The sequence below is a fragment of the Kitasatospora sp. NPDC001547 genome (assembly GCF_042894165.1).
Taxonomy (GTDB): Bacteria; Actinomycetota; Actinomycetes; order Streptomycetales; family Streptomycetaceae; genus Kitasatospora.
Genome location: NZ_JBIAVL010000018.1, coordinates 58,232 through 71,725, shown reverse-complemented (window position 1 = coordinate 71,725; position 13,494 = coordinate 58,232). Strand labels below are relative to the sequence as shown.

At 71.5% G+C, this 13,494-nt stretch carries 14 protein-coding genes; 8 read left to right on the top strand and 6 right to left on the bottom strand.

Features of this window, described 5'->3' with window-relative positions:
• Window positions 1-6: 6 nt before the first annotated feature.
• The 6 genes from ACFY0X_RS28045 to ACFY0X_RS28020 are packed head-to-tail and all read right to left on the bottom strand — an operon-like array spanning window position 7 to window position 5,292.
• Window positions 7-666: a hypothetical protein gene (locus tag ACFY0X_RS28045; RefSeq protein WP_387758626.1), complete on the bottom strand. Its 660-nt coding sequence runs from the start codon at window positions 664-666 to the stop codon at window positions 7-9.
• A gap of 5 nt (window positions 667-671) precedes the next feature.
• The gene (locus tag ACFY0X_RS28040; protein WP_387758625.1) at window positions 672-1,343 is read right to left on the bottom strand and encodes an MOSC domain-containing protein; all 672 of its coding nucleotides are present in this window, start codon (window positions 1,341-1,343) and stop codon (window positions 672-674) included.
• On the bottom strand, window positions 1,340-2,287 hold the full coding sequence (locus tag ACFY0X_RS28035) for a nucleoside-diphosphate kinase (RefSeq protein WP_387758623.1): 948 nt from the start codon (window positions 2,285-2,287) through the stop codon (window positions 1,340-1,342). The genes ACFY0X_RS28040 and ACFY0X_RS28035 overlap by 4 nt, the downstream gene beginning before the upstream one ends.
• A gap of 16 nt (window positions 2,288-2,303) precedes the next feature.
• The gene (locus ACFY0X_RS28030) at window positions 2,304-3,311 is read right to left on the bottom strand and encodes an acetylxylan esterase (protein WP_387758621.1); all 1,008 of its coding nucleotides are present in this window, start codon (window positions 3,309-3,311) and stop codon (window positions 2,304-2,306) included.
• A complete protein-coding gene (locus tag ACFY0X_RS28025; protein ID WP_387758619.1) occupies window positions 3,308-4,279 on the bottom strand; it encodes a nucleoside-diphosphate kinase in 972 nt (323 codons plus the stop codon). The genes ACFY0X_RS28030 and ACFY0X_RS28025 overlap by 4 nt, the downstream gene beginning before the upstream one ends.
• A gap of 32 nt (window positions 4,280-4,311) precedes the next feature.
• Window positions 4,312-5,292: a diiron oxygenase gene (locus ACFY0X_RS28020; protein ID WP_387758618.1), complete on the bottom strand. Its 981-nt coding sequence runs from the start codon at window positions 5,290-5,292 to the stop codon at window positions 4,312-4,314.
• Between the two features lie 627 nt (window positions 5,293-5,919).
• Between ACFY0X_RS28020 and asnB the strand changes: the two genes are divergently transcribed.
• Genes asnB through ACFY0X_RS27980 form a run of 8 tightly spaced genes read left to right on the top strand, consistent with a single transcriptional unit; the run spans window position 5,920 to window position 13,338 of the window.
• Complete coding sequence (gene asnB, locus ACFY0X_RS28015; RefSeq protein WP_387758616.1) at window positions 5,920-8,136, top strand: asparagine synthase (glutamine-hydrolyzing); 2,217 nt, start codon at window positions 5,920-5,922, stop codon at window positions 8,134-8,136.
• Window positions 8,133-8,921, top strand: a complete 789-nt coding sequence (locus tag ACFY0X_RS28010) for a type II CAAX prenyl endopeptidase Rce1 family protein (RefSeq protein WP_387758615.1) — start codon at window positions 8,133-8,135, stop codon at window positions 8,919-8,921. The genes asnB and ACFY0X_RS28010 overlap by 4 nt, the downstream gene beginning before the upstream one ends.
• Window positions 8,914-9,690 carry a hypothetical protein gene (locus tag ACFY0X_RS28005; RefSeq protein WP_387758614.1) on the top strand — a complete coding sequence of 259 codons (777 nt, stop codon included), beginning with the start codon at window positions 8,914-8,916 and terminating at the stop codon, window positions 9,688-9,690. The genes ACFY0X_RS28010 and ACFY0X_RS28005 overlap by 8 nt, the downstream gene beginning before the upstream one ends.
• Window positions 9,690-9,971 (top strand): PqqD family protein, encoded by a 282-nt coding sequence (locus ACFY0X_RS28000; protein ID WP_387758612.1) that lies wholly within the window; start codon window positions 9,690-9,692, stop codon window positions 9,969-9,971. The genes ACFY0X_RS28005 and ACFY0X_RS28000 overlap by 1 nt, the downstream gene beginning before the upstream one ends.
• Before the next feature lie 57 nt (window positions 9,972-10,028).
• A complete protein-coding gene (locus tag ACFY0X_RS27995; protein WP_387758610.1) occupies window positions 10,029-11,294 on the top strand; it encodes a hypothetical protein in 1,266 nt (421 codons plus the stop codon).
• Window positions 11,295-11,321: 27 nt separating this feature from the next.
• Entirely contained in the window at window positions 11,322-11,513 is a 192-nt protein-coding gene (locus tag ACFY0X_RS27990) for a (2Fe-2S)-binding protein (RefSeq protein ID WP_387758608.1), read from the top strand.
• 28 nt (window positions 11,514-11,541) lie between these two features.
• Window positions 11,542-12,057, top strand: a complete 516-nt coding sequence (locus ACFY0X_RS27985; RefSeq protein ID WP_387758607.1) for a hypothetical protein — start codon at window positions 11,542-11,544, stop codon at window positions 12,055-12,057.
• A gap of 12 nt (window positions 12,058-12,069) precedes the next feature.
• Window positions 12,070-13,338 (top strand): MFS transporter, encoded by a 1,269-nt coding sequence (locus ACFY0X_RS27980; protein ID WP_387758606.1) that lies wholly within the window; start codon window positions 12,070-12,072, stop codon window positions 13,336-13,338.
• Window positions 13,339-13,494 lie beyond the last annotated feature (156 nt).

The window sequence follows — 13,494 nt, the reverse complement described above, 5'->3', positions numbered from 1 at the left end:
CCGGGGTCAGTGGAGGACGCCCTGGCGCACCAGCAGGTCGCGGATCCCGGAGACCTTCTCCGCGCCCAGGCGCCGCTTGGCGATCTCCGCCTCGTCCTCGACCGCGTGCCCGTACTGCCACCAGGCCTCGCCGGTGTCGCTGTTCATGACCACGAAGCGGTCCTTGGCGGCCGGGCCGCGGACGATCAGCGAGGTGGTGTCAGGCACCGCGGCGACCGAGTGGACCAGCGTGTGGCGGATCACGTAGCCGGTTCCCGGCGTCTCGTCCCGGACCATGAAGGGCTCGCCGATCTTGGTGTCGGTGGTCAGCTCGTCGTAGTCGCCGTACAGGTAGTGGCGGTAGCTGCCGGCCAGCACCCGGTTGCCGAAGGTCCAGCGGTGGTTGTGCGGGCGGTCGAACTCGCGGTCGCGGAACACGTGCAGCCGCACCCGCACCCCGCTGGCGGCGTCGTTGACGAGGACCACCCGGTCCAGTTCCTGCAGCCGCTCGCTCTGCACCAGCAGCTCGGGCGTGGCCAGGACGTGGTCGAAGGCCGCGTTGAGCCACTCCTCCGTGCTCAGTTCCTCCAGCAGCTCGGCGAGCTGGTCGTGGAGGACCGGCAGGTCCTCCCAGGCGAGCCCGGCCAGCCGGGCGGAGTCGATGAGCTGGTCACCGATGGCGGTCACGGCGGTCACTGTTCCTTTCCCACGTACGCGTGTTGGTCCTGCTGAGCGGCGAGCCAGCGGCGCGCCCGGTCCTGGATCTTGGGAAGCATCTGCGGCGCCGTCAGCATCAGCGGCAGCAGCTCCGGCTCCGTGGTGATCGCGCGCAGCATCAGGTTGACGGTGACCCCGTGGCCGGGGCGCTCGACCACCTCGACCGGATCGCCCGGTGAGACCTCGCCCTCGGTCAGGACCCGCAGGTAGGCACCGGGCGCCCCGTTCGCGATGAAGCGCTTGACCAGGTCCGGGACGTCCCAGAAGCCCGCGAAGACCCGGCAGGGCTTGCGCGGGCGGATCACCTCGAAGACCGCGCCGCCGATCCGCCAGCGCTCGCCGATCTCGGCGTGGGTGACGTCGACGCCGACGGTGGAGAGGTTCTCGCCGAAGTTCCCCGGTGCCACCGTGCGGCCGAGCTCCCGCTCCCAGAAGCCGGCGTCCTCGCGCGCGAACGCGTACACCGCCTTGTCGACGCCGCCGTGCGCCCTGGTGTTGACGATCAGGTCGCCGTCGAGCCCGCCGGCCCGGGCCATGACCGGGCCGGGCACCGGTCGCTTGTCGATGCCGCTGCGCCCGTTGGAGGTCCACGGCCCGGTGCGTTCCACGCCGAGGTTGACGGTGAGCAGCCGGCCCGCCGCGCTCACCGCGGCCCGCCCCAGTCCGCGGTGACGTTCGGCACGCTCGTCTCCACCCCCGGGAGGTTCATCTCCGTCAGCAGGTGGGTGATCACGGTCAGCAGGTCCCAGCGGTTGGGGTGCTCGTACGGGATGCCGCGGGTGACGGCCAGGACCTCGCCCAGCCCGACCGGGCCGCCGGCGGCCCGGCGGGCGGCCAGCTCGCCCGGCGGGCCCGGGACCCGCAGCAGGCGCTCCCAGCTGAGCTCGTAGTCGAAGTCGTGGGCCGGGTGGCGGCCCTCCAGGGCGTCGAAGACGGCCAGCACCTCGGGGAGGGCGTCGTGGTCGGCGAGGATCCGTTCGCGCATCGTGGCGCGGCGGTCGTCGTCGCACAGCACGGCGATCTCCCGGAACACGTCGATCGGCTCGTCCGAGCAGTGCATGAAGTTGAACAGGCCGTTGACGACGCCCAGTTGGTGGCGGAGGTGGTCGGGGCGCCGCTGGGTCGGGTCGGCCGGGCCCTTGAGGGAGTTCAGGCGGATCGCGGCCGGCAGCCCGCCGGGCGCCCACCTGGTGTCCTTGAGCACCAGGCAGACCGTGTCGATGCTGGGCAGGATCAGGTCCATCGCCTCGACCCGGTCCCGGGTGGCGATGTTGAAGTGGTGGCGCCAGACCTCGCGGATGGTCTGCCGGTCGTGCCTGAAGACCACCACGTCGACCGGCACGAAGCCGGCGTCGGCCAGGGCCCGGACGGCGCGGCGCAGCCGACGGCCCGCCGTGGCCTCGGCCTTGAGCATGCACAGCGTGACGCCGAGCATCTCCGGCAGGTCCCCGCCGAAGGTCCAGCAGCTCTCCCGGAGGTACTGCTCGACGGAGTACATCCGGGCCTTCTCCGCGGACCAGGTGAGCTGGTCGAGGACGTCCTGGTCGACTTCGCTGAGCCGCTCGTGGTCTGGCAATGCTTCGGACAGCACGTGTGCTTCCCTCTCTTCAGGAAACCGGTGCCGCGCTGGACGGCCCTGCGTGGACACCGGGACGGTCGCCGAGGACCCCGGCGACGAACTCGACCTCCGCCCGGCGCTGGTAGCCGTTGGGCTCGGCGTGGCCGGCGAACGGCCACACCCCGATCCGCTTCGGTCCGGCGTAGTGGTGGTACGTGGTGGCGACGGAGGCCGGGGAGCAGACCTGGTCCCGCATCGCGAGGGAGAACAGCGCCGGGCAGTCGGCGCGTTCGGCCAGCGCGACGCCGTCGAAGTAGGACAGCGTGTCCATCGCGCGGGCGACGTGCTGCGGATGGAACTGGCAGAACCGCAGCAGTTCGCGGTAGGGCTGGCGGTCCGGCAACAGCGCCGGGTCGGTGACCTCGCACAGGAACGGGGACTCGACCAGCGCCGCCGCCACCCGGTCGTGCAGCGCCGCGGCGGCGAGCGCCAGCAGGCCGCCCTGGCTGCATCCGGAGACGACGATCCGCCCCGGATCCACCGCCGGGTGGGCGATCGCGGTGTCCACCGCGCGCACCGCGTCGACGTAGGCGTCCCGGTAGTAGTACTCGGCCGGATCCAGCAGGCCCCGGGTGACGAACCCCGGGACCTGCGGGTGCGTCGTGCCCACCGGATCGGGGGTGCTCCCCGGGCGCAGGTTCGCGCCCCCCTGGCCCCGGGTGTCGACCACCAGCACGGCCCGGCCGACCGCCGGCCACAACAGCCAGTCCAGCGGAGCCCCGCGGCCCTCACCGTAGCCCAGGAACTGCACCACGCACCCGACGGCCGCCGAAGCGTGCCGGGGCACGATCAGCCAGGCCGCGATGCGGTGGCCCCGCGAGCCCGCGAAGGACACGTCGTACACCGTGGCGGCGGTCAGCTCGGCGGCGACCTCGGTGAACACCGGGTCCAGCGGGTGCGCCGCCGCGTCCAGGGTGTCCTTCCAGAAGGCGTCGAAGTCCGCGGGGGGCCGCCGGGCGGAGCGCAGCCCGGCGAGCGCCTCGGGGAGGCCGTTCACGCCCGGACCCCGTCGGTGTGCTGCCAGGACTCGAGCAGGACGTTGGGGAAGATCCGGCCGATGCCCGGTTCGTTGAAACGCAGGGTGTGCGTCAGCACGCTGAGCAGGTCCCAGTGCTGGGCCGGGCCGTCCGCGCCGGCGCGCAGGGCCGCGGCGATCCGCCCGACCGGGACCTCGCGGCCGGCCGCGTGGTCGCGGGCCAGGTCTCCGATCGGCCCGTCGGCCGCGGCCAGCCGGCGCCGGCTGTTGTCCAGGTCCAGGTCGTGCGCGGGGGTCTCGGCCTCCAGCTCCGCGAAGGCGGCGAGGGCCTCGGGCACCGCGTCGTACCCGCTGCGCACCCGCGCGTGCAGCAGCCGGCGGCGCTCCTCGTCGCACACGATGGCGATCTCGCGCATCACGTCGATCGGCTCGTCCGAGGTGTGGGTGAAGTTGAACAGGCCGTTGACCGCGCCGAGCCGGCTGCGCAGGTGCTCGGGGCGGCGCTGCGCCGGGTCGGACGGTCCCTTGAGGGCGGTCAGCCGGACGGCGGCCGGGACGTCGCCGGGGGTCCAGCGCTCGTCCCGGAGGACCAGCATCACCGAGTCGGACGTGCCGAGGACCAGGTCCATCGCGTCGATCCGCTCCCGGCTGGCGAAGTTCAGCTGGAAGCGCCAGGTCTCCCGGACGGTGAGCCGGTGGTGGCGGAAGCGGACCGCGTCGACCGGGCGGAAGCCGTTCTCGCGCAGGGCGTCGAGAGCCGGGCGGTAGCGCCGGCCGGCGGCCGCCTCGGGCTTGAGCACGCACAGGGTGGTGCGCAGCACGTCGTCGAGGTCGTCGCCGAAGAGCCAGCTGCTCTCCCGGAAGTAGTTGTCCACCCCGTACAGCCGCGCCTTGGCCGGCGACCGGGTCACCGTCCGCACCAGCTCGGCGGGGATGTCGTGGAGGATCACCCCGGGGGCCGCCGCCGTCTCGAGGTCTTCTGTCTTCACCGCGGTGCCGTCCTTCTGGTTCGTTCGTCGGCTCACAGGGAGAGCCCGTCGGTCAGTCCGGCGGCGTGGAAGGCGTCCAGGGTCCCCGGGTCGTCCAGCGCGCCGATCTCGACGAAGTAGCGGGTGGTCGTCCGGCCGGCCTCGGCGATGGAGGCCCGCACCTCGGCGGCCGGGTACGACTCGGCCATGACGGTCTCCGCCTCGCCGGTGGTGAGGCCGGCGGCGAGCAGGGAGCGCGCGACGGCCGGGTAGTCCGGTTCGAGGAAGACCGTGATCAGCTCGGGCAGCCATGGCCCGAGCAGTCGGCGCTGCCGGGCGCTCAGCGAGTGCCAGAAGTACTTGAGCACGCTGTGGAAGTAGGCGTGGTGCTTGCCCTCGTCCTCGGCGTGGTCGCGGACCAGGTCGCGGACCGCGGTGGGCAGCCGGCGGTCGCGCGGGAGGTCGGACAGGATCGCCGAGATCAGCGTCTCGCTGACGATGCAGAAGGCGAGCGACTGGGTGCCGCGCAGCTCGGGCTGCATGAGCGCGCGGATCTCCTCCAGCCGGCGGATGAAGGCGGGTTCGGCCAGCTCCAGGGCGATGCCCGCCTCCGCTGCCACCTGGGTCAAGAGGTCGCGGGAGAACTGGGCGTGCCAGGCCTCGTCCGTCGAGATCTTGAACGCGTCCTCCCGCATGGCCGCGACCAGGTCGAGGTCGTCCCGGCCGCGGCTGAGGGCCACGGTCACCGGGAGCACGGCGACGGACTCCAGTTCCGTGGTGAAGTGCAGGTAGTGGCAGAGCCGCTCCACGAGTATGCGGCGAACCGTCCCGGGTGCGGCATCGCGCACGATCGGGTGGGATACCACGGGAACCAGTTCCGGCGGGAAATACACCTGGCCGTCCGAAGGCTGCGCGAGTACGCGGATCGGTTTTATACGAACGCTCGCTCGCTGATCCCAATTACCGAATTTGCTTTGATACTCGTCCGCTACCGACGACTCCGGGCAGGCAATGACTGACCGTTTTGCGGGCATGGGCCGACCATAGATCAGGCCCGCCCGACAAGTAAAGGAGAAAACTTCCCGGGGCGGCCGGCCCGAGTATCCAGCAGTTTTCGCCCGCAAAGGGGACACACCCCCCGTCACACCCCCCGGGAGAGGAATTCGGGCAAACCGGCCGGATCGTCCGCCAGGGGAGCCGACGGAGCCTCAGAAGTCGCCGTACTCACAGGCCGATCAGGGTTGACCGCGGCTCCTCAATCGCGATAGGAAGTTAACGCAGCGGTTACGGAGATGACTCCGAACCGCCCGGTACGGGGGTACCAGCGCCGCACTTCTCGCTCATTCCGAGCGCTGCGGGTGTGCTGATGAGAGTTTCGGTGGGATCGATGGTGGCGCGTTCACCGTTGTGACACATCGCGTTGCGTCAACGCACCCACGCGGAACTGAATCCTCCAAATCCATGCCAAGGAGGAGGTGAAAGTCATGAAGAAGTACATCAAGCCGTCTGCCAAGAAGGTCGGCACGGGCACCATCCTGTCGAACGGCGTCTGATGACGCGTTGTGCGCCACGCCCGGAAACGGGCGTGGCGCACCTTTCGGGGCCTCCGGTCGATTTCGAGTGGCTCGCTTTCCTGTTTTTCAGCGGACGGAGTGTGGAGAATGTGTGGCATCGCCGGGGTGGCCCGGATCGACGGGACTGCCCTGCCCGAGGAGGCCGGTGGACTCCTGGAGGCGTTCGCCCGCACACTCGCCCACCGCGGACCCGACGACCGGCGACTGCTCTGTGACGGCCCCGTGGGCATGGCCTTCAACCGGCTCTCCCTGGTCAACCCGGAGGACGGCGCCCAACCACTCGTCAGCTCGGACGGCAACCTCGTCCTGATCGCCAACGGCGAGGTCTACAACCACCGGGAACTCGCCGCCGGCCTGCCCTCCGGCACCCGGCTGAGCACCGGCTCCGACTGCGAGGTGCTCCTCTACCTCTACCAGCGCGACGGTCTGCGCTTCCTCGACCGGGTGAACGGCATGTTCGCCTTCGTCCTGTGGGACCGCGCCCGCGGCGTCCTGCTGATGGGGCGCGACCGCTTCGGCATCAAGCCGCTCTACTACCACCGCAACGACGAACGCGTCGTCTTCGCCTCGGAGATGAAAGCCCTGTTCGCGGACGGCGCCACCCCGCGCCGGGTCGACTGGAGCCGCGCGCTCAGCGAGTACGACATGAACGCCACGCCCGGGTTCGTGCACGGCCGCATCACCACCTGGTTCGAGGACATCCGGATCGTGGCACCCGGAACGATCCTGCAGATCCGCCTCCAGGACGGCGCCACCAGCGAGCACCGCTACTGGGAACTGCCCGGCCCCGACGCCCACTCCGACATGACGGACGAGGACTACGTCGCCGAGTTCCGCGACCTGCTCGCCGCTTCCGTCGCCGACTGCGCCACCGCCGACACCGAGCTCGGCCTCTTCCTCAGCGGGGGCATCGACTCCGCCGCCGTCGCGGCGCTCGCCCCGGGCGGCGGCCTCCAGACCTTCACCGCGCTGACACCCGGCACCGCCCTCAACGGCGACGCCCGTGGCGGCCACCGGACCGCCGAGCTGCTGGGTCTGACGAACCACCAGGTGCTCATCGGCTCCGACCGCGTCCCCGGCCCGCAGGAGTGGCGCGACCTCGTCTGGCTGGCGGAGACCCCGATGGTGGGCCCCGAGGTCTTCTACAAGTTCGAGATGCACCGCTTCGCCCGGCAGAACTTCCCCGAGATCAAGGGCATGCTGCTCGGCGCCGCCGCCGACGAGATCAACGGCGGCTACATCCCGAACTTCGCCGGCGAGGGCGGCGACTGGGACTCCTTCGAGGCCAACCTGCGCGACCTGCACCGGCGGCAGGCGCTGGAGCGCAACCCGAAGCTCGGCCACTGGTGGGAGCACGAGGGCGTCCCACTGCTCAACGACGCGGTCATCGACCCCTCCTCGCCGTACGCGGACGACCACTACGCCGGCTACTTCGCCTGGCAGTACCGCACGTTGGAGCAGTACAACGTCTGGCACGAGGACCGCACCGCCGCCGGCAACGGGGTCGAGGCCCGCGTCCCGTTCCTCGACCACCGCCTCGTCGAACTCGTCGCCCGGATCCCCGCCGCCCGCCGCTCCGCGCTGCTGTGGGACAAGCGCATCGTGCGCGAGGCGATGAAGGGCATCCTGCCCGAGGAGATCCGTACCCGCCCCAAGGGCTACTTCTTCTACGGCGAGGGCGCCCGGCACACCAATCGCGTCCTGACCCGGATCCTCGCCCAGGACGGCGCCGCCCTCCTCGAGGAGGCCCTGTCCAGCGACAACGCGCGCCGCCACCTCAACGCCGACGGGCTGCGCACCACCCTCGACCGGCTGGTGCGCAGCCCCAGCACCGGCAGCATCGAGCTGCTGCTGCGGATCGTCAACCTCGGCCTGCTGGAGGCGATGACCGCGCAGCTGCCAGCCGCGCCGTCGCTGGCCGCCGCCCGTCCCACCCCGGTGGAGCTGAAGGTCGACGACTGGGAGCGCGAGGCCCCGGAGATCCTCGCCCGGGTCGTCAGCGAACCGGAGATCGACCGCCAGGCGGTCTACGCGCTGGCCGACAACGCCCTGCTCGCCACCGTGCCCGCGCAGCCGGACTCGTGGTTCGTGGTGGTCGACGGAAGCTTCGAGTACGAGATCTCGGCCTCCGAGGACGCCGCGTGGCTGGCCCTGCTGCAGTCCCTCGACGGCACCCTCACCCTGGCCGAGACGCTGGCCAAGACCGGTGGCGAACTCGCCGAGGTGGCCGAGCTGTTCCAGGAGGCCCTGGCCGTCGGTCTGATCACCGTGGAGTCCGGGGCCGGGGAGCCGGTCCTGCGATGAGTACGCCGCCCTCGGCGCCCGCGGCCGCCGGCACCGGCTTCCTGGCCCGCGCATTCGACCGCGCGGCCTGGCCGCCGCAGCTCGTGCGCCTGCTGTCGGCGGCCGTGATGGTCGCCTTCGCGGTGGCGCTCTGGTCCCAGGGCGGGACCTGGCGCGCCGCCGCCGCGCTCGTCGCCCTGGACGCCCTGGCCGGACTGCTGCCGTGGCGGATGCCGCGGACCCTGCGCACCGGCGCCGCCTACTGGAGCGAGAACGCGATCGCCGTCGCCGTCCCGATCTCCTTCATCGCGGTCGCCGCCGCCACCGACATGCCCTGGCTCACCCGGGGCACGGCCTGGTGGTGGTACGCCGTGGCGCTCGCAGTGGCCGCGGTCCTGCTGCTGGCCGGCGGGATGAACTTCCGGCTGCTGCTCTCCGGCGACCTGGCCTTCCTCGTCGGCCCGTCCACCCCGCTCCAGGCGCGGACCAGGGTGGCGACGGGCATCCTGGCGCCCTTCGGTGAGGAGGCGCTGTACCGGTCGTTCGCCGTCACGGCGGCCGGGCCGGCCGGCCTCGTGGTCCCGCTCCTGGGCGCGGCCGCGTTCATCGCCCGCCACCACGTCGGCGACAGCCACTGGCGCAAGGCGCCGCGGGTACTGGCCGTGGAACTCCTGGCCGCCCTCTGCCTGCTGGCCCTGGTCGCGCTGTCCGGCTCGATCCTCCCCGCGCTGCTGGCCCACCTGGTCAACAACGCGCCGTCCGTCCTGCTCGAGCACCAACGTTCAGAGAAAGAGAGCCATGGCTGACAACTCGTCCTCCTGCCTACCGGAGTTGCGCGCCCAGGGCCTCCTCCCGGACGCCCCGCTCTGCATCTTCCAGGCGGGCTCCATCGTGCGCGGCTGGGGCAACCCGAGCAGCGACATCGACCTGTTCGTCATCACCGAGGAGCCGTGGAGCGGCAGCCTCGGCGGCGCCCCGATCCCGTTCGGCGCGGACGAGTTCCGCTCGATCGAGACCTACGCGGACGGCACCCGCTGCGACCTGCGGTACCTGACCGACAAGCAGATCGACACCGTCCTGTCGAAGGTCTCGCACCAGGCCTTCGAGAGCGCCGTGGGCGAGGGCGTCCAGCTCGACCGCCAGGAGACGGTCACGCTGGAGTGGCTGCGGCACGGCCAGGCGCTCGAGAACGTGGACTGGCTGACCCGGCGCGCGCAGGAGCTCAAGGACTCCGCCTTCGGCTCCGTGCTGGTGCAGCGCGGCCTGAACTACGCCGACACCCGCGTCGAGGACGCCGTGGGGCAGATGGCGATCGGCGACCTGGAGAGCGCGGTGCTCTCGGCCCGCGTCGCCCTGGAGTACGCCGTGGACGCGCTGCTCGCCTCGCACGCCGAGTACGGCCAGAACGCCAAGTGGCGGGCCAGGCGCTTCCGGGCCGTGGAGCAGTCGGTGCTCTCGTTCGACGAGTACTGGGCGCTGGAGACGATGCAGTCGTTCGACCCGGCCGACCCCGCGGCGTGGGTCAACGAAGTGCTGCCCGTGTGCCGCCGGATCTCGATGAGCGTGGTCCTCTGATGGCAGACCAGCCCGACCTCTCCGTCGACCAGGTTCCGTCGTACCGGCCCGACGTCCGGGTCCGCAACCTGCGCGGCAAGTTCCTCGTGGCCGTGGGCAAGGACGCCTTCGAGCTGTCCGAGACGGCCAGCTTCATCTGGAAGCAGATCGACGGACGGAACTCGATCGCCGACATCGGCCGGCTGCTGGCCGCCGAGTACGGCATCGATGCGGAGACCGCCACCGCAGACACCAAGGAAATTCTGGAATACCTCGCGACGACCGGCTCCGTCGTCTTCTGACGCCTGCACCAGGTCGGACGTGGCGGTGGACCGCGAGATGGACTCGATAGGAAAGAGATGAAGACCACCATGCTCACAGCGAACACCTCGCTGTCTCCCGAGCGCACCCGACCCCTCTCCGTGACCTGGAGCGACGGCCGGCTGTCCGTGTCCGACGCGCCGAACGCCGACGCCGGCTCCGACGGCTACTTCGTACCGAGCCTGCCGGTCGAGGTCCACTGCCACGGCCTGGGCAACGTCGACTTCTCCGACTTCAGCCGGATGGACCTGAAGGAGCTCGACGAGGCCGCCCGGGCCGAGGGGATCGTCTGCATCCCCACGCTCTACCTCCGCCAGGAGCGCCTCGACGGCTTCGTCGGGTTCATGGGCGAGTTCTCCCGGATGCGCGCCGACGGCGAGCTCCCCCACATCGGGGCGATCGCCCTGGAAGGCCCGTTGGTCGCCAGCTTCGGCGGCACCCCGGCCAGCTCGGTCTGGGCGCCGTCCCGCGCGGAGTGGGAGAAGCTCGCGTCCTGCGGTCCGCTCGGCCTGGTCTACCTCATGGTCTCGCCCGACGCGCTGACGCCCGGCTCGTACCTCGCGCCGGCGCTGCCGGCGGGCTACCCGGACCTCGAGTGGATCGTCACCACCCTGGTGGAGCGCGGCGTCCGACCGGCGCTGGGCCACTTCACCCGGGAGGACCCCCAGCTGGGTGCCGACTGCGTGGAGACCGCGATCAGCGCGGCCGAGGCCGCGGACTTCCCCGGCCGGGGCGTCCGGGTCATCACGGACCACCTCTTCAACGAGATGCCGCTGCTGGTCAAGCACGCGTTCCGCACGTCCCGGGCGAAGGCCGAGCGCGACGCGGTCATCGCCTCGTACGACCTGCCCTCCTGGTCGCTCGCGGACCTGCACGAGCAGGTCGGCCCGGTGCCCGCCGCGATCATCCGCGCCGCGCACGCCGGCCGGATCACCGCCTGCCTCAACTTCGACGGCGAGCACGTCGACTTCGCGATCGCCAAGCGGGCGGTCGAGCTGGCCGGTCCTTCGAACATGATGCTGATGACGGACCGCAGCGACACCCCGGACCTGGGCGGCCAGCACCTCCACCGCGACGCCGAGAACTCCCTCTGGTACCAGCACGAGGGCGTCGTCGCGGCCGGCACCCAGCCGATCGACCAGCAGATCGCCAACGTCCGCGGCCTGGGCGTCTCGGAGTCCGACATCTGGCACCTGGTGTCCTTCACCGCCCACCGCACCTTCTTCCCGGACGTCGATCTGCTCGCCCGCGAGCCGGAGCGCGGCTGCTTCGTCATCGACGGCAAGCGGATCGCGGTCGGCTGATCCGACGGCTCGCAGGGGGGCTCGACCATGACCGTGTACGACCCCGACCCCGACTGCATCGTGTGCGTGTGCCGAGCGGTCTCCGAGGCGGAGATCGTCGCCGCGATCCGGGCGGGAGCGCACTCGCCGGCCGACATCGGCGCCCGCTGCCTGGCGGGCACGGGCTGCGGCGGCTGCGGTGAGGCACTCCAGGAACTGATCGAGGACTTCGGTCACTGACCACACCGAGGAACGGGGAAGGGCATTCATGGACACACCCGTCAACGAGGCGGTCCTGCAGGCATTCATGGGCACGCTGCCGCCGACCCCGCACATCCGGGTGGCCGAGTTCACCCCGGGCCGCCGGGAACTCGACACCGGCCGGCTGGAGGGCATGGAGACCATCTATGCCAAGGTCACCGGTCGGCGGCCGTCCATCGCCCTGGACCAGACGCAACCCGACCCCGCGGCATTCGGGGACGGGGAGCTGAACGGCATCTGGTGCGGCCGCAAGGAACCGTTCTCCGCGCCCGAGGAAGCCCTGGCGGTGCTGAACGGCTACTGCCGGGCGCTGGTCCCGCACGGCGCCCTGCACCTGGACATGGACCGTCCCCGCTGGGAGGACGGCGACACCGCCGACGAGTTCCTCGGCCTCCTCGCCACGACGGGGTTCCACCCCGAGCGGGTCGAGTGCGAGCCGGCCCGCATCCGCGTCCTCGCGATCAGGAAGTGGCGCTGCTGCGCTGACGGCCCCCGCCGACTGTACGACACCCACGCCGTCTAGTAGGAGCCCACCATGACGTCCCCGACGCAGCCCGCACCGCCCGACCGCTCGGTGTTCTGGCGGATCTGGACCGCGCACAGCACCAGTGCCTTCGGCACGGCCGTCACCACCGTCGCGATGCCGCTGGTGGCCGTCCTCGAACTGGACGCCAGCACCTTCGAGACGAGTGTGGTGGCGGCTGCGGGCATGTGCGCCTGGCTGCTGTTCGGGCTGCCGGCCGGGGTGATCGTGGACCGCCTCCCGCTGCGCCCCGTCCTCGTCGGCGCCGACCTGCTCAGGGCCGCGGCGCTGGTGTCGGTGCCGACCGCCGTCTACCTCGACGTGCTCACCCTCGCCCAACTCGTGATCGTCGCCTTCGTGATCAGCGTGGCGAGCGTGATCTTCGAGGTGGGCTACTCGACGTACCTGCCGGCGGTGGTCGCCAAGGAACGGCTGATCGCCAGCAACAGCATGATCCAGGGCAGCGAGTCGGTCTCCCAGATCGCGGGCCCGGCCCTCGGCGGCAGCCTGGTCCAGGCGCTCGGCGCCGCGTACAGCCTGATCGCGGACGTGGTCAGCTACGTCGTCTCGGCGACGCTGCTGATGACCGTCCCCTCGCCCCGCGGCGGCGGGGCGCGGAAGGCCGAGCGCAACATGGCGGCCGAGATCCGCGAGGGCATCGAGTACGTCCGGCGGCACCCGGTGATCAGCCGGCTGGTCTTCGTCGGCACCGGGTTCAACTTCGCCACCGCGGCGATCGACGCGCTCACCGCCGTCTTCCTCGTCCGCACGGTGGAGGCCGACTCCTACGTCGTGGGCTTCCTGATCGCCGGCCTGGGCCTGGGCGGGGTCCTCGGCGCGGCCGTCACCACCTCCCTGGTCAAGTGGCTGGGCGCCACCCGGGCGGCGGTCCTCACGCTGTTCGTCGCCCCGCTCTCCGCGCTGCTCATGCCGTTCACCTCCTCGGGCTGGGGCCTGTCCCTGTTCCTGCTGGGCAACGTGGGCTGGGGCGCCTGCACCGTCACCTTCGCCATCATCGGCCGCACCTACCGCCAGACGGCCGTCGCACCGGAGCTGCTGCCGCGCGTGGTGGCCACCGTCCGGTTCGTCTCCTGGGGCGTCTTCCCCATCGGCGCCCTGCTCGCGGGCGTGCTCGGCGAGGCCGTCGGCAACCGCACGGCCCTGTTGGCCTGCTGCCTGTGCACCCTGCTGATCCCCGTGCCGGTTCTCGCCTCCCCGCTTCGCAAGCGGCGCGACTTCCTCGACCCCGAGCCCGCCGCACCGGTCGAGCCCGTACGGTGAGCGGGCCCGCGCGGCGGGAGCCGTACGGTGCGTGACCCCTCCAGGAGCCGGAGCCCGGTTCCCGGAGGCCGTGCCGCCCACCGCGATTTGAGACAGCGTCAATTTCCGGCCCGATAGGGTCGATCGCGGCCATCCCAACGTCAGGCCCCTGCCACA